The organism is Paracoccus denitrificans (assembly GCF_900100045.1).
Lineage (GTDB): Bacteria > Pseudomonadota > Alphaproteobacteria > Rhodobacterales > Rhodobacteraceae > Paracoccus > Paracoccus denitrificans.
Map to the genome: position 1 here is coordinate 56597 of NZ_FNEA01000018.1, position 24893 is coordinate 81489.

General features: G+C 67.3%; 25 protein-coding genes. 15 read left to right on the top strand and 10 right to left on the bottom strand.

Going from position 1 to position 24893, the window contains the following annotated elements; translation table 11 throughout:
* The first annotated feature begins 39 nt into the window (after nt 1-39).
* The 10 genes from pyrG to BLT64_RS16430 all read left to right on the top strand — a co-directional run bounded on the left by pyrG (nt 40) and on the right by BLT64_RS16430 (nt 8822).
* On the top strand, nt 40-1683 hold the full coding sequence (gene pyrG / locus BLT64_RS16385; protein ID WP_011749947.1) for a CTP synthase: 1644 nt from the start codon (nt 40-42) through the stop codon (nt 1681-1683).
* 47 nt (nt 1684-1730) lie between these two features.
* Entirely contained in the window at nt 1731-2186 is a 456-nt protein-coding gene (locus BLT64_RS16390; protein ID WP_011749946.1) for a hypothetical protein, read from the top strand.
* A 63-nt stretch (nt 2187-2249) separates the two neighbouring features.
* Nucleotides 2250-3158 carry a polyphosphate kinase 2 gene (ppk2, locus tag BLT64_RS16395; RefSeq protein ID WP_011749945.1) on the top strand — a complete coding sequence of 303 codons (909 nt, stop codon included), beginning with the start codon at nt 2250-2252 and terminating at the stop codon, nt 3156-3158.
* Nucleotides 3159-3229: 71 nt separating this feature from the next.
* Entirely contained in the window at nt 3230-3526 is a 297-nt protein-coding gene (locus BLT64_RS16400) for a DUF1330 domain-containing protein (RefSeq protein WP_011749944.1), read from the top strand.
* Nucleotides 3527-3578: 52 nt separating this feature from the next.
* Nucleotides 3579-4040: a tellurite resistance TerB family protein gene (locus BLT64_RS16405; RefSeq protein WP_011749943.1), complete on the top strand. Its 462-nt coding sequence runs from the start codon at nt 3579-3581 to the stop codon at nt 4038-4040.
* Between the two features lie 124 nt (nt 4041-4164).
* Complete coding sequence (locus BLT64_RS16410) at nt 4165-4986, top strand: ABC transporter ATP-binding protein (protein ID WP_011749942.1); 822 nt, start codon at nt 4165-4167, stop codon at nt 4984-4986.
* Nucleotides 4987-5010: 24 nt separating this feature from the next.
* The gene (locus BLT64_RS16415; protein ID WP_011749941.1) at nt 5011-5733 is read left to right on the top strand and encodes a transporter substrate-binding domain-containing protein; all 723 of its coding nucleotides are present in this window, start codon (nt 5011-5013) and stop codon (nt 5731-5733) included.
* 51 nt (nt 5734-5784) lie between these two features.
* Nucleotides 5785-6663 (top strand): ABC transporter permease, encoded by an 879-nt coding sequence (locus BLT64_RS16420; RefSeq protein ID WP_041530607.1) that lies wholly within the window; start codon nt 5785-5787, stop codon nt 6661-6663.
* Complete coding sequence (locus BLT64_RS16425) at nt 6660-7487, top strand: ABC transporter permease (RefSeq protein ID WP_011749939.1); 828 nt, start codon at nt 6660-6662, stop codon at nt 7485-7487. The genes BLT64_RS16420 and BLT64_RS16425 overlap by 4 nt, the downstream gene beginning before the upstream one ends.
* 3 nt (nt 7488-7490) lie before the next feature.
* Nucleotides 7491-8822 carry a glutamine synthetase family protein gene (locus tag BLT64_RS16430; protein WP_011749938.1) on the top strand — a complete coding sequence of 444 codons (1332 nt, stop codon included), beginning with the start codon at nt 7491-7493 and terminating at the stop codon, nt 8820-8822.
* 32 nt (nt 8823-8854) lie between these two features.
* On the opposite strand, the gene miaB is transcribed toward BLT64_RS16430, so the two are convergent.
* The 4 genes from miaB to BLT64_RS16450 form a co-directional block, all read right to left on the bottom strand.
* On the bottom strand, nt 8855-10192 hold the full coding sequence (miaB, locus tag BLT64_RS16435; RefSeq protein WP_011749937.1) for a tRNA (N6-isopentenyl adenosine(37)-C2)-methylthiotransferase MiaB: 1338 nt from the start codon (nt 10190-10192) through the stop codon (nt 8855-8857).
* A gap of 115 nt (nt 10193-10307) precedes the next feature.
* On the bottom strand, nt 10308-11780 hold the full coding sequence (locus BLT64_RS16440; RefSeq protein ID WP_011749936.1) for a carboxypeptidase M32: 1473 nt from the start codon (nt 11778-11780) through the stop codon (nt 10308-10310).
* Nucleotides 11777-12922, bottom strand: coding sequence for a heme A synthase (ctaA, locus tag BLT64_RS16445; protein WP_041530605.1), 1146 nt, complete (start codon nt 12920-12922; stop codon nt 11777-11779). The genes BLT64_RS16440 and ctaA overlap by 4 nt, the downstream gene beginning before the upstream one ends.
* A gap of 55 nt (nt 12923-12977) precedes the next feature.
* Nucleotides 12978-13718 (bottom strand): RNA methyltransferase, encoded by a 741-nt coding sequence (locus BLT64_RS16450; protein WP_011749934.1) that lies wholly within the window; start codon nt 13716-13718, stop codon nt 12978-12980.
* Nucleotides 13719-13792: 74 nt separating this feature from the next.
* On the opposite strand from BLT64_RS16450, the gene BLT64_RS16455 reads away from it, so the two are divergent.
* From BLT64_RS16455 to BLT64_RS16465, 3 genes are all read left to right on the top strand, one after another.
* Nucleotides 13793-14404 (top strand): thiamine phosphate synthase, encoded by a 612-nt coding sequence (locus tag BLT64_RS16455; protein ID WP_011749933.1) that lies wholly within the window; start codon nt 13793-13795, stop codon nt 14402-14404.
* A gap of 181 nt (nt 14405-14585) precedes the next feature.
* Nucleotides 14586-16145 carry a glutamine-hydrolyzing GMP synthase gene (guaA, locus tag BLT64_RS16460; protein WP_011749932.1) on the top strand — a complete coding sequence of 520 codons (1560 nt, stop codon included), beginning with the start codon at nt 14586-14588 and terminating at the stop codon, nt 16143-16145.
* A gap of 195 nt (nt 16146-16340) precedes the next feature.
* Complete coding sequence (locus BLT64_RS16465; protein WP_011749931.1) at nt 16341-17150, top strand: GNAT family N-acetyltransferase; 810 nt, start codon at nt 16341-16343, stop codon at nt 17148-17150.
* A 6-nt stretch (nt 17151-17156) separates the two neighbouring features.
* On the opposite strand, the gene BLT64_RS16470 is transcribed toward BLT64_RS16465, so the two are convergent.
* The 6 genes from BLT64_RS16470 to alr form a co-directional block, all read right to left on the bottom strand.
* On the bottom strand, nt 17157-18089 hold the full coding sequence (locus BLT64_RS16470) for a CBS domain-containing protein (RefSeq protein WP_011749930.1): 933 nt from the start codon (nt 18087-18089) through the stop codon (nt 17157-17159).
* A complete protein-coding gene (gene ybeY / locus BLT64_RS16475; RefSeq protein WP_011749929.1) occupies nt 18086-18610 on the bottom strand; it encodes an rRNA maturation RNase YbeY in 525 nt (174 codons plus the stop codon). The genes BLT64_RS16470 and ybeY overlap by 4 nt, the downstream gene beginning before the upstream one ends.
* A complete protein-coding gene (locus tag BLT64_RS16480; RefSeq protein WP_011749928.1) occupies nt 18603-19730 on the bottom strand; it encodes a PhoH family protein in 1128 nt (375 codons plus the stop codon). Before BLT64_RS16480 ends, ybeY begins: the two co-directional genes overlap by 8 nt.
* A gap of 115 nt (nt 19731-19845) precedes the next feature.
* Nucleotides 19846-20583: an ABC transporter ATP-binding protein gene (locus BLT64_RS16485; protein ID WP_011749927.1), complete on the bottom strand. Its 738-nt coding sequence runs from the start codon at nt 20581-20583 to the stop codon at nt 19846-19848.
* Nucleotides 20583-21341: an MlaE family ABC transporter permease gene (locus BLT64_RS16490; RefSeq protein WP_011749926.1), complete on the bottom strand. Its 759-nt coding sequence runs from the start codon at nt 21339-21341 to the stop codon at nt 20583-20585. The genes BLT64_RS16485 and BLT64_RS16490 overlap by 1 nt, the downstream gene beginning before the upstream one ends.
* Nucleotides 21338-22357, bottom strand: a complete 1020-nt coding sequence (gene alr, locus BLT64_RS16495) for an alanine racemase (RefSeq protein WP_041530385.1) — start codon at nt 22355-22357, stop codon at nt 21338-21340. The genes BLT64_RS16490 and alr overlap by 4 nt, the downstream gene beginning before the upstream one ends.
* Nucleotides 22358-22515: 158 nt before the next feature.
* On the opposite strand from alr, the gene BLT64_RS16500 reads away from it, so the two are divergent.
* Complete coding sequence (locus tag BLT64_RS16500; protein WP_011749924.1) at nt 22516-24048, top strand: acyl-CoA carboxylase subunit beta; 1533 nt, start codon at nt 22516-22518, stop codon at nt 24046-24048.
* Nucleotides 24049-24073: 25 nt separating this feature from the next.
* Entirely contained in the window at nt 24074-24727 is a 654-nt protein-coding gene (locus tag BLT64_RS16505) for a DUF6497 family protein (RefSeq protein WP_011749923.1), read from the top strand.
* The last annotated feature ends 166 nt before the right edge of the window (nt 24728-24893 follow it).

Below are 24893 nucleotides of genomic sequence, written 5' to 3' on the forward strand. Positions count from 1 at the left end.
GCCGCGATCTTCTGTTTGATTACTCACGGGGGCCCCTCGATGGCGCGTTACATCTTCATCACCGGCGGCGTGGTTTCTTCGCTTGGCAAGGGGCTGGCATCGGCGGCGCTGGGGGCGCTGCTGCAGGCGCGCGGCTTTACCGTCCGGCTGCGCAAGCTCGACCCCTATCTGAACGTCGATCCAGGCACGATGAGCCCCTTCGAACATGGCGAGGTCTTCGTCACCGACGACGGCGCCGAGACCGACCTGGACCTTGGCCATTACGAGCGCTTTACCGGGGTTTCGGCGCGCAAGACCGACTCGGTCTCGTCGGGACGGATCTATTCCAACGTGCTGGAAAAGGAACGCCGCGGCGCCTATCTGGGCAAGACCATCCAGGTCATCCCGCACGTCACCAACGAGATCAAGGACTTCCTTGCCGTGGGCGAGGACGAGGTCGATTTCATGCTCTGCGAGATCGGCGGCACCGTGGGCGACATCGAGGGCCTGCCCTTCTTCGAGGCGATCCGGCAATTCGCCCAGGAACGCGCGCGCAGCCAATGCATCTTCGTGCACCTGACGCTGCTGCCCTGGCTTGCCGCCTCGGGCGAGCTCAAGACCAAGCCGACGCAGCATTCGGTCAAGGAGCTGCGCTCGATCGGCATCGCGCCCGATGTCCTGGTCTGCCGCAGCGAACACCCCATCCCGGAAAAAGAGCGCGCCAAGATCGCACTGTTCTGCAATGTCCGCCCCGATGCGGTGATCCCGGCCTATGACCTGAAAACGATCTACGAGGCGCCACTGGCCTATCACCGCGCCGGTCTCGACCAGGCGGTGCTGGACGCCTTCCAGATCAGCCCGGCGCCGCGCCCGGACCTGACCCGCTGGGAGGACGTGATGGACCGGCTGGAGAATGCCGAGGGCCAGGTCCGCATCGCCGTGGTCGGAAAATACACCCAGCTGGAGGACGCCTACAAATCCATCGCCGAGGCACTGACCCATGGCGGCATGGCCAATCGCGTGCGCGTGCGGGCCGATTGGGTGGACAGCGAGAAGCTGGAGGGTGAGGGCGCGCATCTTCTGGACGGCTACAACGGCATCATCGTGCCCGGCGGCTTTGGCGAGCGCGGCACCGAGGGCATGATCGCCGCCGCGAAATATGCGCGCGAAAAGAAGGTGCCCTATCTGGGCATCTGCCTGGGCATGCAGATGGCGGTGATCGAGGGGGCGCGCAACCTGGCAGGCATGCCGGACGCCGGCTCCGAGGAGTTCGACCACGAGGCCGGCAAGACCCGCTTCACCCCGGTCGTCTATCACCTCAAGGAATGGGTGCAGGGCAATTATACCGTGCAGCGCAAGCTGACGGACGACAAGGGCGGCACCATGCGGCTGGGCGCCTATACCGCCGTTCTGGTACCGGGCTCGAAGATCTCGGAGATCTATGACGGCGCGCTGGAGATCGAGGATCGCCACCGCCACCGCTACGAGGTGGATGCGAAATACCGCGATCAGCTGGAGGCGGCCGGGCTCAGCTTTTCGGGCATGTCGCCGGACGGGCGGCTGCCGGAAGTCGTGGAATACCGCGACCACCCCTGGTTCATCGGCGTGCAGTCCCACCCCGAGCTGAAATCCAAGCCCTTCCAGCCGGCGCCGCTGTTTGCCGGCTTCATCCGCGCCGCGATGGACAACGAGCGGCTGGTCTGAGGCACCGCGACGCGCCATAGTGTCGGGACCAGACGAAGGGTTCCGACATGCGCCTTGCCTCGCTTCCGGTCCTGATGCTTTGCGCCGCACCGGCGCTTGCGGATGCGCCGCTGTTCATCCTCGACCAGACGCGCCTGCCCTTCGACCTGGGGCCCGGCGCGCCGCGCAATGCGCCGGCCAAGACCTCGAACTCGCCGCATGCGGCGGCCAATTCGGCCGCCAGCCCGGCCAACAGCGCCTCGCGCTATGCCAATTCGCCGCGCAACCCGGCCAACGAAAAGCGGGTGATCTTCACCGCGGACGGCACCGTGGTCGGCTATTACGCCCCGAACGGCGCGGGGACGCTGAACCTGTTCACCGTGACCGGCAAGCGCGTCGCCTATCGGCCAAAGGGCAGCAAGAGCCTGTTTTCCAGCGAGGGCCGCTGGTGCGGCACGGTCGCGGATGCCAGCGGCGGCGGCTTCGCCTTCGGCATCATCCGCGACTGCGCCGGGTTGTTCTAGGAGGCGACACGGGATTGTCACATTGCAAGGCTAGATCGCAGGCAAGCGCAGCAGGAGATACCCATGCAGGACCAGACACCCAAGGATTGGCTTGAAGCCGAGCTTCAGGACACGCTCGACGAGGATTTCGAGATCGAGCTGGAGGATGCGATCCTGTCCCAGGAGATCGCCCGCATCTATCGCCAGACCCATCCCGACCAGATGCCGCGCGCCGATTATTTCCGCGAGCTGCTGCGGCTTCAGGCCGAGTTGATCAAGCTTCAGGACTGGGTGGCCCATCACAAGGAAAAGGTCGTGGTCATCTTCGAGGGCCGCGACAGCGCCGGCAAGGGCGGTGCGATCAAGCGCATCACCCAGCGGCTGAACCCGCGCGTCGCCCGCGTCGTCGCCCTGCCCGCACCCTCGGACCGCGAAAAGACGCAATGGTATTTCCAGCGCTACGTCCCGCACCTGCCTGCGGGCGGCGAGATCGTGCTGTTCGACCGCAGCTGGTACAACCGCGCCGGAGTCGAGCGCGTCATGGGCTTCGCGACCGAGGACCAGGTCCGGCAATTCTTCGACGACGTGCCGGAATTCGAACGCATGCTGGTGCGCTCGGGCATCCGGCTGGTGAAATACTGGTTCTCGATCACCGACGAGGAACAGCAGATGCGCTTCTTGATGCGCATCCACGACCCGCTGAAGCAGTGGAAGCTGTCGCCCATGGACCTGCAAGCCCGCGTCCGCTGGGAGGACTACACCAAGGCCAAGGAAGAGATGTTCGAGCGCACCAACATCCCCGAGGCGCCCTGGTATATCGTGCCCGGCAACGACAAGAAGCGGGCGCGGCTGAACTGCATGGCGCATCTGCTGACGCAGGTCCCCTACGGGCCGGTCCCGCATGACGAGATCACCCTGCCCGACCGGGTCTTCAACCCCGATTACGAGCGCGAGGTGCTGCCGCCCGAGCTTTATGTGCCGCAACGTTACTGAGGCGGGATCGGGCTTGCGGCGGCAGCCCCGCGCGGCATGATCGGCGCGGATCAGCCGCAAGGAGCCACGCGATGCCCAAAGCCTATTGGATCGGCCATGTCACGGTCGACGACCCCGCCGCATACGACGCCTATCGCCAGGCCAATGCCGCCGCCTTCGCCAAATACGGCGCGCGTTTCCTGGTGCGCGGCGGCGCCCAGCAGGTGGTCGAGGGCCAGATCCGGCCCCGCAGCGTGGTGATCGAGTTCGCCGACCTGGAGACCGCCCTCGCCTGCTATCGCAGCCCGGAATATCAGGCGGCACTGGCCTTGCGGCAGCCCTGCTCGATCGCCGATCTGGCCATCGTCGAGGGCTGGGAATCTGCCTGACAAATTTCGCGCGGGATATTGTTGTGGCGCGAAAATACCCTAATATCCCGGCATGTTTCGCAACCTTCTGAGCCGACTTTTCGCCGACCGCCCCGCATCCCCGCATCTCAGCGGGCAGGATGCCGAGGTCGCCGTCGCCTCGCTGCTGGTGCGGCTGGCGCGTGCCGACGACCATTACGGCAAGGCCGAGCAGCAGCGCATCGACCAGGTGCTGGCCCGGCGCCGCGGGCTTGCCGCCGCCGAGGCGGCCGAGCGGCGCGCGGCGGCCGAGATGATCGAGGCCGAGGCACCCGACACCGTCCGCTTCACCCGCACCATCAAGGAGCGCGTGGACCTGCAGGACCGGCAGGACATCGTCGCCGCCCTGTGGGAAGTCGCCTATGCCGACGGCGACCGCAATGCCGACGAGGAATCGCTGGTGCGGCTGGTGGCCGGGCTTCTGGGCGTGAACGACCGCGATTCGGCGCTGGCGCGGCAAAGGGCGCTGGACGATCTGGGACTGTCCGGCAAGTGAACGCGCAACCCCGCCCGAACCCGGCCGCGCCGCCCGCCATCCGGGCGATCCCCGCCCCCGCCCAGCCGGCAAAACCCGCGACGAAAGCGTTGCAATCGCCCGGCAAATATCGCCTCATATCCGCATGAGCCAGACAGAACCGACCATCTCCGCCAACCCTGCGGCCCCCGATCCGACCGGCGTGCCGGTGATAGAAATTCGGGATCTGCACAAGGCCTATGGCCCGCTTCAGGTCATCCGGGGCGTCAGCCTGACCGCGCCGCGCGGCCATGTCATCAGCCTGATCGGCTCGTCCGGGTCGGGCAAGTCCACGCTGCTGCGCTGCTGCAACCTGCTCGAGGACAGCCAGCAGGGCGAGATCCTGTTCGAGGGCGAGGCGGTGAAATGGCGCGGCACCGGGCTGGCCCGCGTGCCCGCCGACCGGGCCCAGGTGACGCGGCTGCGCACGAACCTCTCGATGGTGTTCCAGCAGTTCAACCTGTGGTCGCACATGACCATCCTGCAAAACGTCATGGAAGCGCCGGTCCATGTCCTGAAGCGCAACCCGGCACAGGTCGAGGCGCGGGCGCGCGAATTGCTGGCCAAGGTCGGCATCGGCGACAAGGCCGACGCCTGGCCCGCGCAGTTGTCGGGCGGCCAGCAGCAGCGCGCCGCCATCGCCCGCGCGCTTTGCATGGAGCCGCGCGCACTGCTTCTGGACGAGCCGACCAGCGCGCTGGACCCCGAATTGCAGCAAGAGGTGGTGCGCGTCATCAAGGACCTGGCCGCCGAGCATCGCACCATGCTGCTGGTCACCCATGACATGCGGCTGGCGGCCGATGTCAGCGACCACGTCGTCTTCCTGCATCAGGGCCGGATCGAGGAAGAGGGACCGCCGGCGCAGCTTTTCGGTGCGCCGCGATCCGAACGGCTGCGCCAGTTCCTGAGCGCAACCATGGCAGAATGAAAGAACCGACAGGAGAGCAAGGACATGAAGAAACTGACGCTTGCCGCCGCAGCCTTCGCGCTGACCGCGGGCATGGGCATGGCGCAGACGGTGCGTATCGCCACCGAGGGCGCTTATCCTCCCTACAACCTCATCAACGACCAGGGCCAGGTGGCCGGCTTCGAGGTCGATCTGGGCAATGAGCTGTGCAAGCGGGCCGAACTGCAATGCACCTGGGTCAAGAACGACTGGGATTCGATCATCCCCAACCTGGTTTCGTCGAACTATGACGCGATCATGGCGGCGATGAGCATCAACGAGGAACGCAAGCAGGTCATCGCCTTCAGCGAGGATTATCTGCCGCCCGCGCCCTCCTCCTACGTCGCGCTCGACGAGGGCGCCAACCTTGAAACGGGTATCGTCGCGGTCCAGACCGGGACGGTCCAGGCGTCCCATGTCGCCGATACGCAGGCCACGATGCTGGAATATCCCAATATCGACCAGGTCTTCGCCGCCGTCCGCAACGGCGAGGCCGACGCGGCCTTCGGCGATCACGAGGTCATGCGCCCCTTCGTCGAGGATAGCGAGGACCTGATCTTCGTCGGCGAACAGGTCCGGCTGGACGAGGGCATCGGCATCGGCGTGCGCCAGTCTGACAACGAGCTGCGCGAAAAGCTGAACGCGGCCATCGGCACGATGAAACAGGACGGCAGCCTGAACGAGCTGATCAAGAAGCATTTCGGCGAGGACGCACAGACCTACGAGTGATCCGACTGATGCCGTCGCGGCAATTGCTGCGGCGGCCAAACCGGCAGCATGATGTTTTCCTATTGCACCGACCCCTCTGCCCTGCAGGGCCTCGCCTGGTTGTCATGCTATCTGACGACCGGCAACCACATGCTGTTCTATGCCAGCTTCGGCACGGTGATGCTGCTTCTGGCCATCACCGCGCCGGTGGCGCTGCTGTTCGGCTTCGGCGGGGCCATGGCCTCGCGCTCGCGCATCGCCGGGGTGCGATGGTTCGGCCGCATCTACACCTCGATGGTGCGCGGCGTGCCCGACATCATCTTCTTTCTTTTCGTGCCCATCGCCCTGGACCAGGGCTTCGAGTGGCTGCGCTCGCGCGTCTATTGCGACCCGTCCGTGCCCGTGCGGCAGGGCAATGAGTTCATCGTCTGCGCGGCCGCCAAGCTGCCGCTTTCGACCTCGCCGGAATGGGTGCATCAGGCCTATGGCATCTTCCTGGCGGTGATCGCCTTTGCCGTGGTCTTCGGCGCCTTCGCGGCCAATGTGCTTTACGGCGCCATGAACGCGGTGCCTCGGGCGCAGCTGGAAACCGCCGAGGCCTACGGCATGAGCCCGCGCCAGGTGAGCCGGCGTGTCCTGATCCCGCAGATGTGGACCTATGCCCTGCCCGGCCTCGCCAATCTGTGGATGATCCTGATCAAGGCCACGCCGCTGCTGTTCGTGCTGGGGGTCGAGGACATCGTCTATTGGGCGCGCGAACTCGGCAGCGCCAAGACCCGCGCCTATGCCTATCCGCATCCCGACTGGCGGCTTTACTATTTCCTGGCCATCCTGGTCTTCTACCTGCTGATGACCTGGGGCTCGGAACGGTTCTTCGACCGCATCCGGGCCCGGCTCTCGGCCGGTCAGGCCACCGCCGCCGGAGAGGCGATGCGAAAGACCGCGACATGAGCCAGTGCCTGCAAACCATCCAGGATTACGGGCTGCGCGCCCTGGGCATCGGTGAGCGGCTGCTGCCGCGCAGCGAATTCACCTTGTGCGAGCAGGTTACGCTGATCGGCTCGGGCCTGCTCTGGAACGTCTATTTCGCGGCGCTGGCGGTGTTTCTCGGCTTTTTCCTGGCCAATCTGCTGGCCGTGGCCAAGGCCAGCGGCAATCGCTGGGCCCGCAAGCCTGCGGAATGGTTCATCTTCCTGTTTCGCGGCAGCCCGCTCTTCATCCAGTTCTTCCTGGCCTATGAGCTGCTGGTGCAATTGCCGCGTGCCGGCATCGACATCCTCGGCATCACCGTGCAGACCAGCTGGATGACCCGGGCCTGGGCCGGCGCGCTTCTGGTGCTGGTGCTGAACACCGCCGCCTATTCGGCCGAAATCTTCTACGGCGCGCTGCGCAACCTGCCCAAGGGCGAGCTCGAGGCAGCCGACGCCTATGGCATGGCCGGCTGGACGCGCTATCGTCGCGTGGTCTGGCCGACCGCGATGCGGCTGGCCTGGCCCGCCTATACCAACGAGGCGATCTTCCTGTTCCACGCCACCACGCTGGTGTTCTTTTCCGGCTTCCCGGCCTATCAGCAGCGGGGCGACGCGCTCTATTACGCCAATTATTTCGCCGACAAGACCTTCAACCCCTTCATCGCCTATCCGATCGTGGCGGGCTATTTCGTGCTGCTGACGATCTGCCTGATCGCGCTGTTCGGCATGGTGAACCGCCGGCTGAACCGCCACCTTCCCGGCGCGGCGAAAAAGATCCGTTACAGGCCCAATCTCATCAGGTGATCCATGGACTGGCTGCACGAGCATCCCGACGTCAAGACCATCCGCATCGCTGCCGCCGACCTCAACGGCGTGGCGCGCGGCAAGCGGGTTCCGGCACGTTTCGCCGACAAGATCCTGACCGAGGGCACGAAATTCCCGTTCTCGGTGCTGAACATGGACATCTGGGGCGAGGATATCGAGGACAGCCCGCTGGTCTTTCAGGCCGGCGACCCCGACGGGCTGCTTCTGCCGACCGAACGCGGCTTCATGCCCATGCCCTGGCTGGAGGCACCGACCGGCCTCTTGCCGATCTGGATGTTCCACCTGGACGGCCGCCCCTATGAGGGCGATCCGCGCCAAGCGCTGGCCCGGGTGGTCGAACGCTACAAGGCCGCGGGCCTGACCCCGGTGGTGGCGACCGAACTGGAATTCTTCCTGATCGACGATTCGGGCGGGCAGCTGCGCGTGCCGCCCAGCCCGCGCTCGGGCAAGCGCCGCACGGGGGCGGAAACGCTGTCCCTGCGCGCGCTCGACGCCTTCGACCGCTTCTTCACCGCGCTCTATGACGCCTGCGAGGCGATGGACATTCCCGCCGATACCGCCATCTCGGAAGCCGCGCCCGGCCAATTCGAGATCAACCTGATGCACCAGGCCGATCCGCTGAAGGCCGCCGACGACGCCTGGCTGTTCAAGCTACTGGTCAAGGGACTCGCCCGGCGCTACGGCTTTGCCGGCTCGTTCATGGCCAAGCCCTACGAGGCATGGAACGGCTCGGGGATGCACATGCATTTCTCGGTGCTGGACGAACAGGGCCGCAACGTCTTCGACAATGGCGGCGAGGAAGGGTCCGAAGCGCTGCGCCATGCCGTGGCCGGCTGCCTTGCCGCCATGCCCGGCTCGACCCTGCTGTTTGCGCCGCATGAGAACAGCTATGACCGGCTGGTGCCGAACGCCCATGCGCCGACCGGCATCGGCTGGGCCTATGAGAACCGCACCTCGGCCATTCGCATCCCCTCCTCCGGCCCGAAAGCGCGCCGGATCGAGCATCGCGTGGCCGGCGGCGACGTGAACCCCTATCTGACGGTCGCCGCGGTGCTGGGCGCGGCGCTGAACGGCATCGAGGACAAGGCCGAGCCGCCGCCGCCGATCCAGGGCAATGCCTATGAGCTGGGGCTGGAACAGCTTCCAGGCAGCTGGGGCGCAGCCATCGACGCCTTCGAGACCTCGCCCCAGATCAAGCGCATCTTCCCCGCGCATCTGATCGAGAATTTCGTCATGACCAAGCGGCAGGAACTGCACTACATGGCCGAACTTTCCGACGAGGAAACCGTCGAGCTTTACCTCGACACGGTCTGACCATTGTCGCTGGCGGCAGCGTCACTGGCGGCTCAGGCCGCCAACACCCCGGCCAGCGAGTTCGGCGCGCTATGGGTGATGCGCACGCGCACCAGATCGCCGACCTTGGCGGCCGGCGCCTCGACAAAGACCGCGTGCAGATAGTCCGACTTGCCGACCATCTGCCCCGGATTGCGGCCGGGCTTCTCGAACAGCACGCCCAGCTCGCGCCCGACCATGCCCTCCTGCGCCGCCTTCTGCTGGCTGGTCAGCAACGCCTGCAATTCCTGCAGGCGCGCATCGGCCACGGCACCCTCGATCTCCGGCCGCTCATAGGCCGGGGTGCCGGGACGCGGCGAATACTTGAAGCTGAAGGCGGTGCCGAAATTCACCGCCCGCACCAGCTCCAGCGTGCCCTGGTGGTCCTGGTCGGTCTCGCCGGGGAAGCCGACGATGAAATCGCTGGTCAGCATGATGTCGGGCCGCGCCTCGCGGATACGCTCGATCAGCCGCAGGTATTGGTCGACCGTGTGGCGGCGGTTCATCGCCTTGAGGATGCGGTCGGAACCCGATTGCACCGGCAGGTGCAGATAGGGCATCAGCTTCGGCTCATCGCGATGCGCCGCGATCAGGTCGTCGGCCATGTCGTTCGGATGGCTGGTGGTATAGCGGATGCGGTCCAGCCCGTCGATTTCCGCGATCGCCCGGATCAGCCGGCCGAAACCCCATTCGGACCCCTCCGGCCCCTCGCCATGCCAGCCGTTGACATTCTGGCCCAAAAGCGTGATCTCGCGCACGCCGCGCGCGACCAGATCGCGCGCCTCGGCCAGGATGCGCGAGACCGGGCGCGACACCTCGGCCCCCCGCGTATAGGGCACGACGCAAAAGGCGCAGAACTTGTCGCACCCCTCCTGCACGGTCAGGAAAGCCGCCGGGGCGCGCCTGGTGGCGGCGGGCTTCGGCAGATGCTCGAACTTGTCCTCGGCCGGGAATTCGGTATCGACGCCCCTGCCCGCGCGCGCCATGGCCGGCAGCCGGTGATAGGCCTGCGGCCCCACCACCAGGTCGACGATGGGCATGCGGCGCTGGATCTCCTCGCCCTCGGCCTGGGCCACGCAGCCGGCGACGCCGATCTTCAGGTCCGGCCTTTCCGCCTTCAGGGGCTTCAGCCGCCCCAGGTCGGAATAAAGCTTCTCGGCCGCTTTTTCCCGGATATGGCAGGTGTTCAGCAGCACCATGTCGGCGTCCGACTGGTTCTCGGTCAGGACATAGCCCTCGGCGCCCATGGCCTCGGCCATGCGCTGGCTGTCATAGACGTTCATCTGGCAGCCATAGGTCTTGATGAAGAGCTTCTTCACCGCCGGGGCGGGTTTGCTGGCTTGGTCACTCATGCCGTGCTGTCCTTGGGATCGACGCCTGATACAGGAAAACGCCCGGCTTGGAAAGGCCGGCCGCCATAACGCCCGGCGCCCGGCTTCTTCGTTCCCCAAATACTCGAATCCGGCCTCAAAGCCGGTAGATGGCCGAGAATTTCTCTTCCAGATAGTCCAGAAGCGGCCCCTCGCCGATATCGGCCCCGGTCGCCCGCTCGATCAGGTCGCGCTGCGGGTAAAGCCCGCCATGGCGCTGCATGTTCTCGCGCAGCCATTCGACCGCCGGATCCGCCTCGCCGCGTGCCAAAGCCTCGTCCAGGTCCGGCACCGCGGCGCGCAGCGCGGCATGCAGGCAGCCGGCATAGACGTTCCCCAGCGCATAGGTCGGGAAATAGCCGAACAGCCCCACCGCCCAATGCACGTCCTGCAGGACGCCATTGGCCGGCCGGTCCACCGCAACGCCGAAATCGCGCAGGAAGCGGGCGTTCCAGGCCTCGACCAGATCTTCGACATCCAGCCGCCCAGCGATCAGGTCGCGCTCCAGGTCGAAGCGCAGCATGATATGCAGGTTGTATTGCACCTCGTCCGCCTCGGTGCGGATGAAGCCGGGGGTGACGCGGTTCACGGTGCCGTAGAAGGCATCGGCATCGGGCACCGACAGCCCGCCGAAGGCATCCGACATGCGCCGGTAAAGCCAGCCGGTAAAGGCGCGGCCGCGGCCCAGCTGGTTCTCGTAGATCCGGCTCTGGCTTTCATGCGCGCCCATCGAGACGCCGCGCCCCAGCGGCGTGAAGGCATAGTCGCTGTCGATGCCCAGCTCATAGCTGGAATGCCCGACCTCGTGGATGGTCGAATAGAGGCAGTTGAAGGGATCGGCCTCGACCACCCGCGTGGTGATGCGGCTGTCCTGCCAGCGCCCCGAGCTGAACGGGTGGACGGCGATATCCATGCGCCCGCGCGTCCAGTCATAGCCGAAGGCCGTGGCGCAGGTCCGCGCCAGGCGCAGCTGCGTCTCCTGCGGGAAATGGCCGGTCAGCGGCTGCGGCTGGAAGGCGGCGCCCAGCACGTCCTCGCGCAGCGCCACCAGCCGCGGGCGCATGGCGTCGAACAGCGTCGCGATCTCGGCCTGGGTCGTGCCGGGCTCGTAATCGTCCAGGAGCGCGTCGTAAAGGTCGCCGCCATCGGCCAGCGCCGCCGCCTCCTCGCGCTTCAGCATCAGGATGTCGTTCAGCGCCGGCAGGAAGTCCTCGGGCGCGTCCTTGGCGCGCGCATCGGCCCAGATGCCCTGCGCCAGCGAGGTCTGCCGCGCCAGTTCCGTGGCCAGCCGCGACGGAATGCGCGAGGCGCGGCGATAGTCGCGCGCGATCAGTTCGATGACGCGGGCATCCTCGTCGTCCTCGGGCTCGGCCTGGTCCAGCCATTCACCCAGGCGCGGATCGGTGCGGCGCTCGTGCAGCACCGATTCCATCGCCGCCATTTCCTCGGCGCGCTGCTCGACCGCGCCCCGCGGCATCACGGTTTCCTGGTCCCAGGCCAGCCGTTCGGCGACCGAGGACAGCGCCTCGGTCTGGCGCTGGAAGGCGAGAAGATCGTCGAAAGCGCTCATCGGACAGTTCCCCGGACCGAAGTTTCATAAGGATAGCGCGCATGGTGCCGCGCGCGCAGGATCAGAGTGAACAGTGCCACGGCTCCGATCTGATGCGCCAGTGCCAAAGGCAGCGGCGAGGCATGCAGCACGTTCATGATGCCAAGCGCCACCTGCACGGCCAGCGCGACCAGCATCGCGACATAGGCGCCGCGCGTCACCGGATGCGGCGAACGGCGGGCGCGCAGGAACACCACCACCGCAAAGACCGCCAGCAGATAGCCCGTCATGCGGTGGATGAACTGCACCAGCGCCGGGTTTTCGAAGAAGTTGCGCCAGCCCAGCGTCGCGTCCCAGATCTCGGCCGGGATCCATTCGCCGCCCATGGTCGGCCAGCCGGTATACATGCGCCCCGCATCGATCCCCGCGACCAGCGCCCCCAGCAGGATCTGGACGAAGGCCAGGTGCATCAGCCCGGTGGTCATCGAGAAAAGCTTGGCCTCGCCGGCCCGGCGGGCGCGCAAAAGCGCCGCCTCGGACCGCGACAGCGCCAGCACATACCAGGCGATCAGGCCAAGAATGGCAAAGGCCAGCCCCAGATGCGTCGCCAGCCGATAGGAGGCCACGCGCACCATCTCGCCCGACAGTCCCGAATGCACCATCCACCAGCCGATCGCGCCCTGCGCGCCCCCCAGCGCGCCCAGCAACAGCAGCCGCGGCGTCCAGCCGGTGGGAATGCGCCTGGTCGCCAGGAAGAAGACGAAGCCCGCCGCCCAGACCAGCCCCACCAGCCGCCCCAGCAGCCGATGCGACCATTCCCACCAGTAGATCCGCTTGAAGCTCGCCAGGTCCATATCGGAATTGACCAGCTCGAACTGCGGGATCTGCCGGTATTTGTCGAACTCGGCCTGCCAGGTGGCGGCATCCATCGGCGGGATCGCCCCGGTCACCGGCTTCCATTCGGTGATCGACAGGCCCGAGCCGGTCAGCCGCGTCGCACCGCCAAGCGCGATCATCGCCGCAACCATGACGAACAGCACGACCAGCCAAAGGCGGATCGCGCCGCGCGCGCCCTTGTGGCCGGCATCGATCATGCCGCCGGAGGGCGTCGTGCCGGGCGGGGTCGTCTCGGTGACTTCCTGAAAGACGGGACGTCTTGCCATGTCAGCTTCCTTCTCGATCGGGCGCGACATTGGCCCGCGCGCACCCGGAAATCAATCAGCCGCGGCGGATCAGTTGCCGCAGCATGCCGTGGAAGATGCGCGTATCGGCGCGGGTCAGCGGCAGTCGCGACCACAGGTTGCGCAGCGTCAGCTTCATCGCCGGCGCCTTTTCGGGCGGAAAGAAGAAACCGGCCTCGGCCAGCCGCTCCTCCCAGTGATCGGCGAGCTTCTCGATCTCCAGCCGCGTCGCGGGCGCCTCGCCATCCGGGCGGCGGCCATGCGGGGCGGGCTGGGGCGGCAGGCTGTCCTGCGCCCATTCATAGCCGGTCAGCAGCACCGCCTGCGCCAGGTTCAGCGAGGGGAAATCCGGGTTCACCGGCACGGTGATGATGGCATTGGCCCGCGCCACGTCCTCGTTCTCCAGGCCCGCGCGCTCGGGACCGAAGATCACAGCGACCCGGCCGCCCTGCGCCACCCGGTCGCGGGCATCGGCCATGGCCGTGGCAGGGGTCAGAACGGGCTTGGTCAGTTCGCGCCCCCGCGCGGTGGTGGCATAGGCGTAATCCACGTCCGCCATGGCCTCGGCCAGCGTCGCAAAGACCCGTGCCCGGTCCAGCACGCGCCCGGCTGCACCCGAGGCCATGGCCACGGCCCTGGGATTGGGCCAGCCGTCGCGCGGCGCCACCAGCCGCATGTCCGTCAGGCCGAAATTCAGCATGGCGCGCGCGGCCGCACCGATGTTTTCGCCCATCTGCGGGCGCATGAGAATGATCGCCGGTTCCATGCGCGCGGCCATATCCTTCCGCGCACCCACTGGCAAGGCGCGCAGCGCTGCGCTATCTGCTTGCGGAACACGAGGATGACAGCGCCATGACAGACCAGCCCAATTCGCCGCAACTCTACCTGATCACGCCGGTCGGAGCAGCCGCCTCGACGCTGGGGCCGATGCTGGCCGAGGTCATGGACCGCTTTCCCGTCGCCTGCCTGCGCATCCCCGGCGCCGGCACCGAGGACGAGCTGGGCCGCATCGCCGACCTGGCGCGCGAGATCGCCCATGCCCGCGACGTGGCGGTGGTGATCGAGGACCATGTCCAGCTGGCTCAGCGCCACGGGCTCGACGGCGTGCACCTGACCAACGGCGCGCGTGGCGTGCGCCACGCCCGCAAGGAACTGGGCCAGGACGCCATCGTCGGCACCTTCTGCGGCGCCTCGCGCCACGACGGCATGAATGCGGCCGAGGCCGGGGCGGATTACGTCAGCTTCGGCCCCTGCGGCGCCACCGCGCTCGGCCATGGAGAGATCGCGCCGCTGGAGCTGTTCCAATGGTGGTCCGAGGTGATCGAGATTCCCGTCATCGCCGAGGGTGCCCTGACCCCGGCGCTGATCGGCCAACTGGCGCCCGTCGCCGATTTCATCGCCCTCGGCGCCGAGATCTGGTCGGAACCGGACCCGGCCGAGGCCCTGGGGATTCTCTGGCGCTGACCTGCCTGGCGGCACGGCCGGATGGGTATTTGAGAAACGGAAAGCCGCAGGTTGCGCGCAGTTTCCCGACCCGAGCGCACGGCCCCTGCCGCTTTCCGTTTTCCAAATACCCATGCAACGCCGCAATCCAGGTCGCCGCCTGCCTCTTGCGCACCGCCATGCCGCAGCCTAAAGCCTTGCCATGACCCAGCATCAGCGCCTTCTCATCATCGATTTCGGCTCCCAGGTCACGCAGTTGATTGCGCGCCGCCTGCGCGAGTTGAACGTCTATTGCGAAATCCACCCGTTCAACGCGGTCGACGACGCCTTCCTGAAAGACTTCGCCCCGCAGGCCGTGATCCTGTCGGGCGGTCCCGCCTCGGTCACCCAGGCGGATTCGCCGCGCGCGCCGCAGAGCCTCTTCGACATGCAGGTGCCGGTCTTCGGCATCTGCTATGGCCAGCAGGTGATGATGGAGCAGTTGGGCGGCCGCGTCGAATCGGGCCATCACGCCGAATACGGCCGCGCCTTCATCGCACCCGCCGATGGGCACAAGGGCGATGGCATCTTCGCCGGCCTGTTCGATACCGGCCGCGAGGAAGTCTGGATGAGCCATGGCGACCGCGTCACCCGGCTTGCGCCGGGCTTCGAGGTGATCGGCACCTCGCCCAATGCCCCCTTCGCCATGATCGCGGACGAGGCACGCAAGTTCTTTGCCGTGCAATTCCATCCCGAGGTCCATCACACCCCGAACGGCCGCCGGATGCTGGAGAATTTCGTCCGCATGGCGGGCTTTGCCGGCGACTGGACCATGGCATCCTATCGCCAGGAGGCGATCCGCAAGATTCGCGAGCAGGTCGGAAGCAAGCGGGTGATCTGCGGGCTGTCGGGCGGCGTCGACAGTTCGGTCGCCGCCGTGCTGATCCACGAGGCGATCGGCGACCAGTTGACCTGCGTCTTCGTCGATCACGGGCTTTTGCGGCTGAACGAGGCCGAGGAAGTCGTGACCATGTTCCGCGACAACTACAACATCCCGCTGATCCATGCCGACGAGAGCGAGTTGTTCCTGTCGGCGCTGGAGGGCGTCAGCGACCCCGAGGTCAAGCGCAAGACCATCGGCAAGCTCTTCATCGACGTGTTCCAGAAATACGCGAGCGAAATCGAGGGCGCGGAATTCCTGGCCCAGGGTACGCTTTACCCGGACGTGATCGAATCGGTCAGCTTCTCGGGCGGCCCCTCGGTCACGATCAAGAGCCACCACAATGTCGGCGGCCTGCCCGAGAAGATGGGGCTGAAGCTGGTCGAACCGCTGCGCGAGCTTTTCAAGGACGAGGTCCGCGCCCTGGGCCGCGAGCTTGGCCTGCCCGAGAAATTCATCGGCCGCCATCCCTTTCCCGGCCCCGGCCTTGCCATCCGCTGCCCGGGCGAGATCACCCGCGACAAGCTGGAGATCCTGCGCAAGGCCGATGCGGTCTTCATCGACCAGATCCGCAAGCACGGGCTTTATGACGAGATCTGGCAGGCCTTCGTCGCCATCCTGCCGGTGCGCACCGTGGGCGTGATGGGCGACGGGCGCACCTACGATTATGCCTGCGCGTTGCGCGCCGTGACCTCGGTCGATGGCATGACGGCGGATTACTATCCCTTCAGCCACGAGTTCCTGGGCGAGACCGCGACGCGGATCATCAACGAGGTCAAGGGCATCAACCGCTGCACCTATGACATCACCTCGAAGCCGCCGGGCACGATCGAGTGGGAATGACCCCGAAGGGCAGCCGCGGGGCTGCCCTTTTCGTTTCGGGGACCGCATACGGCGCAAGGCGCGGCTTTGCAAATTGACAAGGCCGGTCTAATGCCGCCCGATATGGTTATCGCCGCTAATGGTTTCGGCCCCGGGAACGCTGCCGGTTCCCGCCGGCCCGTCATTGCGGCAACCGTTCACAACAAGGATCCTGCCATGAGTTGCGCCTGCGGACAGAACCACAACCACGCACCCCCGCTCGTTCTGGGCGGCGAGGAGATCCCCCTTGAGAGACCGCTGGTTTCGTTGAGCGGACGGCTGATCTGCAAGGACGCGGCGCAGATGCTGCTGGCGCTGGACCTTCTGACCGAACATGCCGAACTGAGCCGGGCCGAACCCGGCAACCTGCGCTTCGACCTCGCCCAGGCCGAGGATCCGCTGGTCTGGGAACTGAACGAGCTTTACGCTGACGAGGCGGCCTTCCAGGCGCATCGCGACCGGCTGAAGGACAGCCGCTGGGGCCGCGAAAGCCATGGCATCCAGCGCGACTTCACCCGCAGCGAGCCGATGCCGCGCCTCAGGGCCGAGATGGCGCATGACCGCGCCGCCGTCTCGGAGCTGCTGGCATGCGCCTTCGACGGGCCGGCCGAGGCGCGGCTGGTCGAGGCACTGCGTGCCGATGACGACCTGGCGCTGTCGCTGGTGGCCGAGGCCGAGGGCACGGTGATCGGCCATGTCGCGCTGTCGCCGCTCAAGGCCGAGGGGCCGGCGCTGGCGCTGGCGCCGCTGGCGGTGCATCCCGCCGTGCAATCGCGCGGCATCGGCGAGGCGCTGACCCGCGCCGCCCTGGCGGCGTTCGACGACCATACCATCGTGGTTCTGGGCGATCCGGCCTATTACGGCCGCTTCGGCTTCGCGCCAGCCGATCTGGATTCGCCCTATGCCGGGCCGCATCTCATGGCGCTGGGGCCTGAGCTGCCCGCAGGCAGCCGCATCGCCCATGCCCCGGCCTTTGCCGGGCTGTGACACGCCTCAGCCCTCGCTCTCCGGCGGCGCCTCCTGTTGCGGCAGCCGGAGCCGCACGCGCTTGACCCGGCGCGGATCGGCGTCGACGATCTCGAACTCGGCGCCGCTTTCATGCGGGATCACCTCGCCGCGCACCGGCACCCGGCCGGTCAGCATGAAGATCAGGCCGCCCAGCGTGTCGATCTCTTCCTCTTCCTCGTCGGTGGCAAGGCGCAGGCCGGTCTGGGCCTCGACATCCTCCAGCGCGGCGCGGGCCTGGATCAGCCATTGGCCGGGCTTTTCCTGGATGACGAGCCCGCCCTCGATCTCGTCATGCTCGTCCTCGATCTCGCCGATGACCTGCTCGATCAGGTCCTCGATGGTGACGAGCCCGTCCACGCCGCCATATTCGTCGATCACCAGCGCCATGTGGATGCGCTTTTGCTGCATCTGCTGCAAGAGCACGCCGATGGGCATCGAGGGCGGCACGTAAAGCAGCGGCCGCAGCATCGGGCGCAGCGCGAACTTGACCGGAGCCTTGACGCCGAAGCCGTATTTCAGCGCCAGATCCTTCAGGTGGATCAGCCCCAGCGGGCTGTCCAGCGTGCCACGAAACACCGGGATGCGGGAAAAGCCGTGCTCGCGGAACATCTCGACCAGTTCCGGCAGGGTGGCAGTCACCGGCGCGGCGACGATCTCGGCCTTGGGCACGGCCACGTCGTCGACGCGCATCCGCCGCAGGTTGACCATCCCGGGAACGCCCGACGACGGGGCGGCCGGTCCCTTGTCGCGGGCCTCGGCGCCCTCGGGCTCGGGCTCGCCGCCGCCGCCGAAGGCACCCAGGATGCGCCCCAGAAAGCCGCGCGATTGCGGCAGGTCACGCCCGTCCCCGCCCGTGCCATCCGCCCATGAGGCGGGTTCGGTGGAGACGGGCGTGTCGGGACTTCGGTCGTTGGTCATGTCTCATGTTCCAGATAAGGGTCGGGGATGCCCAGCTTGCCCAGGATCGAGCGTTCTGCATCCTCCATGGTTTCGGCATCCTCGTCGTCGATATGGTCATATCCTGCAAGATGCAGCATGGCATGGACAAGAAGATGCGTGGCGTGATCGGCGAAGGGCTTGCCCTGCGCCTCGGCCTCGCGCAGGCAGGTGTCGTAGGAAATGGCGATATCGCCCAGTTCCTCGGCCCCCGGCGGTTCGGGATGGGCGCCGGGCTCGCGCGCCTCGAACTCGACCGCGGGCCAGCTCAGCACGTTGGTGGGCTTGGGCTTGCCGCGGAACTCGGCGTTCAGCGCGGCGATGCGGGCGTCGTCGCAGCCCATGACCACGACCTGAAAGGCATCCAAGCCCAGCCATTCGCCCACCGCGCGGGCGGCGCGTTCGGCCATGGCGGGCAGGTCGGCATCCTCCCAGCGGTCGTCCTCCAGCACGATGTCGACGAACTCCGGCACCTCTTCCGGCGCGTCGGCACTGTCAGGCATCGCTCGGCCCCCCACCTGCCACTCCTCCGCCGGCCATTCCCCCGCCGGCCAGCCGCGGCTCGCGCCGCGGGATGCGCTGGCCGCGCTCGTCGAAGACCTCGCCCCGGGCCAGCGCCGCCTCGGCCTCGGCGTCGTAGGCTTCGATGATGCGGGCGACCAGCGAATGGCGCACCACGTCCTTGGCGGTGAAATAGCTGAAGCTGATGCCCTTGATGCCCTTGAGGATCTTTTCCGCCTCGACCAGGCCGGAATGCACGCCGCGCGGCAGGTCGATCTGGGTGCGGTCGCCGGTGACCACCATGCGCGAGCCCTCGCCCAGCCGGGTCAGGAACATCTTCATCTGCATGGTGGTGGCGTTCTGCGCCTCGTCCAGCACCACGAAGCTGTTCGACAGCGTGCGGCCGCGCATGAAGGCCAAGGGCGCGATCTCGATGCGCTTTTCCTCCATCAGCTTCTGCACCTGCTTCGCGGGCAGGAAATCGTTCAGCGCGTCATAGAGCGGCTGCATGTAGGGATCGACCTTTTCCTTCATGTCGCCGGGCAGGAAGCCCAACCGCTCGCCCGCCTCGACGGCGGGGCGCGACAGGATGATGCGATCCACATGGCCGCCGATCAGCATGGTCACGCCCACGGCCACCGCAAGGTAGGTCTTGCCGGTGCCGGCGGGGCCGATGCCGAAAGCCATTTCGTTGGCGAACAGCGCACGGACATAGTCCTTTTGCGCATCGGTGCGCGGCTCAACGGTCTTCTTGCGGGTGCGCAGCTCGATCGGGCCGGTCTGGAACATCTCCAGCTGCTCGGCCGGGCTTGGCCCTTCGGCCACCGTCTCGCTGCCCATGCGCAACGCGGCCTCGACCTCGGCCATCTCGACCGGGCGGCCCTGCTCCAGCCTTGCGTAAAGCGCGCGCAGCACCTGCGCCGCCTCGGCCTGGGCCTCGACCGGGCCCACGACCGACAGAAGGTTGCCGCGTCGCAGGATATGCACCTTCAGCGCCTCCTCGATCCGCGCGAGGTGGCGGTCATGCGGGCCGCAGAGGTCGATCAACAGCCGGTTGTCGTGGAATTCCAGCAGGGTTTCGCCGGGGGTCGCGGTCGCGGGATGCGTAGGGGTCAGACCCAAATTCGTCTCCGAGGTGGGGTTCTCAGTAACTCATGGTTGCAACTGCGCGGGATTCGCACAAGAGGGGCGGCCCCGCTGTTTTGGATTTGCAGCCGATTCGGCGAAAAAACGGACATCATGCTTGCGGTCCGCGCGCCATGGGGCGGGCGCGCCCTGCGACGAAATCACGCAGGTAATCGTCCTCGGCCGAGTCCAGCCCGGCCACGCTGCCCTGCCAGCGCAGCCGTCCGCAATCCAGAAGCGCTACCCGGTCGGCGATGCTGCGCACCGAGCTCATGTCATGGGTGATGGTGATGGCGGTGGCGCCGGTCTCGTCGACGATGCCGCGGATCAGGGCGTTGATCGCCGCGGCCCGGATCGGGTCCAGCCCCGTGGTCGGCTCGTCGAAGAAGATCACCTTCGGATCGGCGGCGATGGCGCGGGCCAGCCCGGCGCGCTTGCGCATGCCCCCCGAAAGCTCGGCCGGGTAGAGATCCGCCACCTCGGGGCCAAGGCCGACACGGGCCAGCTTATCGATGGCGATCCTGCGCGCCTGCGTCTTGGGCATGGTCCGCAGCAGGCGAAAGGCGACGTTGCGCCAGACCGGCAGGCTGTCGAACAGCGCCGCATTCTGGAACAGCATGCCGAAGCCGTCCATGAACGCCGCCTGCTGCCCAGCCAGCGGCTCGCCCCGCCACAGGACCTGCCCGGCATCGGGCGTCTCCAGCCCCAGGATGCAGCGCAAGAGCACCGATTTCCCGGTGCCCGAGCCGCCGATGACCACCAGGCTCTCACCCTCAGCCAGGTCCAGGTCCACGCCGTCCAGCACCCGCTTGGCGCCATAGGCTTTGGACAGGCCGCGCACCGCCAGCATCAGAAGAACAGCCCCGTCAGCGCGAAATTGGCGGCCAGGATACCGACCGAGGCCGCGACCACGGCATTGGTCGTCGCCCGCCCGACGCCCGCGGCACCCCCGGCCGCCGTCATGCCGAACCAGCAGCCCGACAGCGCCACGATCAGCCCGAAGACCGCGCCCTTGAGCAGGCCCGAGACAACGTCCCAGCTTTCCAGATAGGCCCAGGAATTGGACAGGTAGATGGCCGAGTTGAACCCCAGCGCGTTCACTCCGATCAGCCAGCCGCCCATGATGCCGATCACGTCGCCCACGCCCACCAGCATCGGGACGCAGAGCAGCGCCGCCCACAGCCGGGGCGAGACCAGCCAGCCCACGGGATCGGTCGAAAGCGTCACCAGCGCGTCGATCTGCTCGGTCACGCGCATGGTGCCCAGCTCTGCCGCGATGGCGCTGGCGACGCGGGCCGCGACCATCAGCCCGCCCAGCACCGGGCCAAGCTCGCGCGCCATGCCGATGGCGACGATGGCGGGCACCACGTCGCCGGCCTGGAAGCGCTCGCCCCCGGAATGGATCTGCAAGGCCAGCGCCGCGCCGGTGAACAGCGCCGTCAGCCCGACCACCGGCAGCGAGAGCCAGCCGATCTGCACGACCTGCCGCGCCAGTTCCGCCGGATGTTGCCCGACCCGGGCCAGACCGCGTGCGGCAAAGATCGTCACCTGCCCGGTCATCCGGGTCAGGCCGATCGCCGCCCTGCCGGTCAGCCGGATCGGGTTCAAAGCCAGGTCCGCTCGTAGCGCCGCCCCAGCGAGGTCAGGATCTCATAGCCGATGGTGCCCGACAGCGCCGCCAGGTCATCGACGCCCTGCCGCGCGTTCAGGATCTCCAGCGCCGCCGGCACGTCGGGCAGATCGGTCACGTCGACGGTGATCAGGTCCATCGAGATGCGGCCGATCACCGGCACCCCGCGCTCGCCGGCCCAAAGCGTCAGCTTGCCGTCCCGCGCCAGCGCCCGTGCCAGCCCGTCGGCATAGCCCGCCGCCACCGTCGCCACGCGCGACGGGCGCGCGGCGGTCCAGGCATAGCCGTAGCCCACGGATTCTCCGGGCTTCACCTCGCGCACCTGGATCACCGGCAGCGCCAGCGTCACCACGGGCCGCGCATCGGCAAAGGGCTCGCCGCCGTAAAGCCCGATGCCGGGCCGCACCAGGTCGAAATGGTAATCCGGCCCCAGCAGGATGCCGCCCGTGGCCGCCAGCGAACGCGGCACGGTCACGCCCTCGGTCATCGCGCGGAAGGCGGCGAGCTGCTGGGCATTGGCCGGGTGGTCCGGCTCGTCTGCGCAAGCCAGATGCGACATGATCAGCGCCGGGCGCGCGGCCAGCGCCTCGGCCCGGATGGCGGCCCATTCGCCGGGCTCGATGCCCAGCCGGTTCATGCCGCTGTCAAGCTGGATGCCGAAGGGACCGCGCGGACGCAGCGCACGGTCGCGGAAGAACTGCTCGGGACTGTTCAGCAGCGGAACCAGCCCGGCCAGATCCGCGCCCTCCATATGGCCGGACAGCACGAAGATGCGCGCATCATCGGGCAGAAGCGGCCGGATCGCCCGCCCCTCGGAGGCCAGCGCGACGAAGAAATCCCGCGCGCCCGCCGCGTAAAGCGGCGGCGCGACGCGATCCGCGCCCAGCCCATAAGCATCGGCCTTGACGACCGCAGCCGCCCGCGCGCCCGGGGCCCTGGCCGCAAGCGCCTTCCAGTTGGCCACGATGGCCGGAATATCGATGACGAGTCCCATGGCAGCGGCATGGCTCCTGCCATGCGCGGCGTCAAGGGTTTTAGCATTTTTGCTATTTGCAGCGGGGGATGCTAGCATATTTTGCAAATATTCGCCTTTCCGCTTCCCGCACCCGCAGCAAGCCTATAGTTTGCTGCAAACCCAAAGGGAGACGGCTCATGAAGGACATCCTCGGCGAACTGGAATCGCGCCGCCGCGATGCGCGGCTGGGCGGCGGACAGCGACGCATCGACGCCCAGCACGCCCGCGGCAAGCTGACCGCGCGCGAGCGGCTCGAGCTGTTGCTGGACGAGGGTTCCTTCGAGGAATTCGACATGTTCGTCCGCCACCGCTCGACCGATTTCGGCATGCAGGAGGACCGCCCCTACGGCGACGGCGTGGTCACCGGCTGGGGCACGATCAACGGCCGCATGGTCTATGTGTTCAGCCAGGACTTCACCGTCTTCGGCGGCTCGCTGTCGGAAACCCATGCGCAGAAGATCTGCAAGATCATGGACATGGCGGTCCAGAATGGCGCCCCGGTGATCGGGCTGAACGATTCGGGCGGCGCGCGCATCCAGGAGGGCGTCGCCAGCCTTGCCGGCTATGCCGACGTGTTCCAGCGCAACATCATGGCCTCGGGCGTGGTGCCGCAGATCTCGGTCATCATGGGCCCCTGCGCCGGCGGCGCGGTCTATTCGCCGGCGATGACCGACTTCATCTTCATGGTCAAGGACACCTCCTACATGTTCGTGACCGGCCCGGACGTGGTCAAGACGGTGACGAACGAAGTGGTGACGGCCGAGCAACTGGGCGGCGCCTCGACCCATACCAAGAAAAGCTCGGTCGCCGACGGCGCCTTCGAAAACGACGTCGAGGCCATGTCCGAGATCCGCCGGCTGGTCGACCTCTTGCCGCTCAACAACCGCGAGAAGGCGCCGACCCGGCCGTTCTTCGACGATCCGAACCGCGTCGAGCCCAGCCTCGACACGCTGATCCCCGACAACCCGAACCAGCCCTACGACATGAAGGAACTGATCCTGAAGGTCGGGGACGAGGGCGATTTCTACGAGATCCAGAAGGATTTCGCCGCCAATATCATCACCGGCTTCATCCGCATCGAGGGCCAGACCGTGGGCGTCGTCGCCAACCAGCCCATGGTGCTGGCCGGCTGCCTCGACATCGACAGCTCGCGCAAGGCCGCGCGTTTCGTGCGCTTCTGCGACGCCTTCGAGATCCCGATCCTGACCTTCGTCGACGTGCCGGGCTTCCTGCCGGGCACCGGGCAGGAATATGGCGGCGTCATCAAGCATGGCGCGAAGCTGCTCTTCGCCTATGGCGAGGCGACGGTGCCGAAGGTGACCGTCATCACCCGCAAGGCTTACGGCGGCGCCTATGACGTCATGGCCTCCAAGCACCTGCGCGGCGATTTCAACTATGCCTGGCCCACCGCCGAGATCGCCGTGATGGGCGCCAAGGGCGCGGTCGAGATCCTGTATCGCAGCGAACTCGGCGATGCCGAGAAGATCGCCGGCCGCACCAAGGATTACGAGGACCGCTTTGCCAACCCCTTCGTCGCCGCCGAGAAAGGCTTCATCGACGAGGTGATCCAGCCGCATTCGACCCGCCGCCGCGTCGCAAGGGCCTTTGCCTCACTGCGCGGCAAGAAGCTGTCGAACCCCTGGAAGAAGCACGACAACATCCCGCTGTAACGGCGGGAAACCGGAGGGAGGACGCATGTCGGGAATTGCGGTGATCGGCCTTGCGCTGGTGCCCTCGGCCGTTCTGGCCGGGATGGCCGGCCCTGCGCTGGCGCAAGGCGCCCAGGCCGACATCGTCCTGCCCTCGGGCGCCGTGGTGCGCTGGCAAGAGACGCGCCACGACGATGCCGGCGGGTTCGGCCTGACCTATCGCTTTCGCTTCGTCATGCCCGACCTGGCGCAGCGCGTGCCGGCGACCAGCGGCCCGGCCTCGGATTTCGTGGAAAACGAGGCGCGCGAACCGATCGAGATCGACACCGAAACCGGCGAGACCCTGGGCGCCGAGCCGGATGACGGCCTGATCGACCCCGCGACGCTGGAGGATCTGGCCGAGGCGGACATTCCCCCCGAAACCGAGGAGGAAGCGGCCGACGCGCTGGTCGGCACCCCGGTCCTGCCCGCTGCGCCCGACGTGCTGGCGCAGGACCCCGTGCATGACGACATCGTCTGGCTATGCGAGAACTGGGCCCTGCCCCGCATCGCCGCTCCGGCACCGCGGCCCAGCCAGATCATCATCAGCCTGGCCGACCGCGAGGTGCCCTTCGGCGCCTTCGATCCCGAGGCGGTGCAGATATTCGAGGCGTTCCGCCTGCCGCCCGACCGCGACACCTGCGAATGGGAGCCGTGGTGATGCATTTCCCCCTGCCCTCTGATGCAAGCCTGCCACAGCCGCCCGCACCCGCGCCCGCCTGCCTGCCGGGCGCCTGTCGGCCCTGCCCCGTGCTGGCTATCATGGCGCCGCGGTCGCACGAAGCGGCCGAATCTCAACCGAGCAGTCGGGACCTCGCCGTCCCGCA

Excerpts from the sequence above, each read along its gene's own strand:
- pyrG (WP_011749947.1), top strand. The coding sequence starts at position 40 with ATGGCGCGTTACATCTTCATCACCGGCGGCGTGGTTTCTTCGCTTGGC.
- BLT64_RS16390 (WP_011749946.1), top strand. The coding sequence starts at position 1,731 with ATGCGCCTTGCCTCGCTTCCGGTCCTGATGCTTTGCGCCGCACCGGCG.
- ppk2 (WP_011749945.1), top strand. The coding sequence starts at position 2,250 with ATGCAGGACCAGACACCCAAGGATTGGCTTGAAGCCGAGCTTCAGGAC.
- BLT64_RS16400 (WP_011749944.1), top strand. The coding sequence starts at position 3,230 with ATGCCCAAAGCCTATTGGATCGGCCATGTCACGGTCGACGACCCCGCC.
- BLT64_RS16405 (WP_011749943.1), top strand. The coding sequence starts at position 3,579 with ATGTTTCGCAACCTTCTGAGCCGACTTTTCGCCGACCGCCCCGCATCC.
- BLT64_RS16410 (WP_011749942.1), top strand. The coding sequence starts at position 4,165 with ATGAGCCAGACAGAACCGACCATCTCCGCCAACCCTGCGGCCCCCGAT.
- BLT64_RS16415 (WP_011749941.1), top strand. The coding sequence starts at position 5,011 with ATGAAGAAACTGACGCTTGCCGCCGCAGCCTTCGCGCTGACCGCGGGC.
- BLT64_RS16420 (WP_041530607.1), top strand. The coding sequence starts at position 5,785 with ATGTTTTCCTATTGCACCGACCCCTCTGCCCTGCAGGGCCTCGCCTGG.
- BLT64_RS16425 (WP_011749939.1), top strand. The coding sequence starts at position 6,660 with ATGAGCCAGTGCCTGCAAACCATCCAGGATTACGGGCTGCGCGCCCTG.
- BLT64_RS16430 (WP_011749938.1), top strand. The coding sequence starts at position 7,491 with ATGGACTGGCTGCACGAGCATCCCGACGTCAAGACCATCCGCATCGCT.
- miaB (WP_011749937.1), bottom strand. The coding sequence starts at position 10,192 with ATGAGTGACCAAGCCAGCAAACCCGCCCCGGCGGTGAAGAAGCTCTTC.
- BLT64_RS16440 (WP_011749936.1), bottom strand. The coding sequence starts at position 11,780 with ATGAGCGCTTTCGACGATCTTCTCGCCTTCCAGCGCCAGACCGAGGCG.
- ctaA (WP_041530605.1), bottom strand. The coding sequence starts at position 12,922 with ATGGCAAGACGTCCCGTCTTTCAGGAAGTCACCGAGACGACCCCGCCC.
- BLT64_RS16450 (WP_011749934.1), bottom strand. The coding sequence starts at position 13,718 with ATGGCCGCGCGCATGGAACCGGCGATCATTCTCATGCGCCCGCAGATG.
- BLT64_RS16455 (WP_011749933.1), top strand. The coding sequence starts at position 13,793 with ATGACAGACCAGCCCAATTCGCCGCAACTCTACCTGATCACGCCGGTC.
- guaA (WP_011749932.1), top strand. The coding sequence starts at position 14,586 with ATGACCCAGCATCAGCGCCTTCTCATCATCGATTTCGGCTCCCAGGTC.
- BLT64_RS16465 (WP_011749931.1), top strand. The coding sequence starts at position 16,341 with ATGAGTTGCGCCTGCGGACAGAACCACAACCACGCACCCCCGCTCGTT.
- BLT64_RS16470 (WP_011749930.1), bottom strand. The coding sequence starts at position 18,089 with ATGACCAACGACCGAAGTCCCGACACGCCCGTCTCCACCGAACCCGCC.
- ybeY (WP_011749929.1), bottom strand. The coding sequence starts at position 18,610 with ATGCCTGACAGTGCCGACGCGCCGGAAGAGGTGCCGGAGTTCGTCGAC.
- BLT64_RS16485 (WP_011749927.1), bottom strand. The coding sequence starts at position 20,583 with ATGCTGGCGGTGCGCGGCCTGTCCAAAGCCTATGGCGCCAAGCGGGTG.
- alr (WP_041530385.1), bottom strand. The coding sequence starts at position 22,357 with ATGGGACTCGTCATCGATATTCCGGCCATCGTGGCCAACTGGAAGGCG.
- BLT64_RS16500 (WP_011749924.1), top strand. The coding sequence starts at position 22,516 with ATGAAGGACATCCTCGGCGAACTGGAATCGCGCCGCCGCGATGCGCGG.
- BLT64_RS16505 (WP_011749923.1), top strand. The coding sequence starts at position 24,074 with ATGTCGGGAATTGCGGTGATCGGCCTTGCGCTGGTGCCCTCGGCCGTT.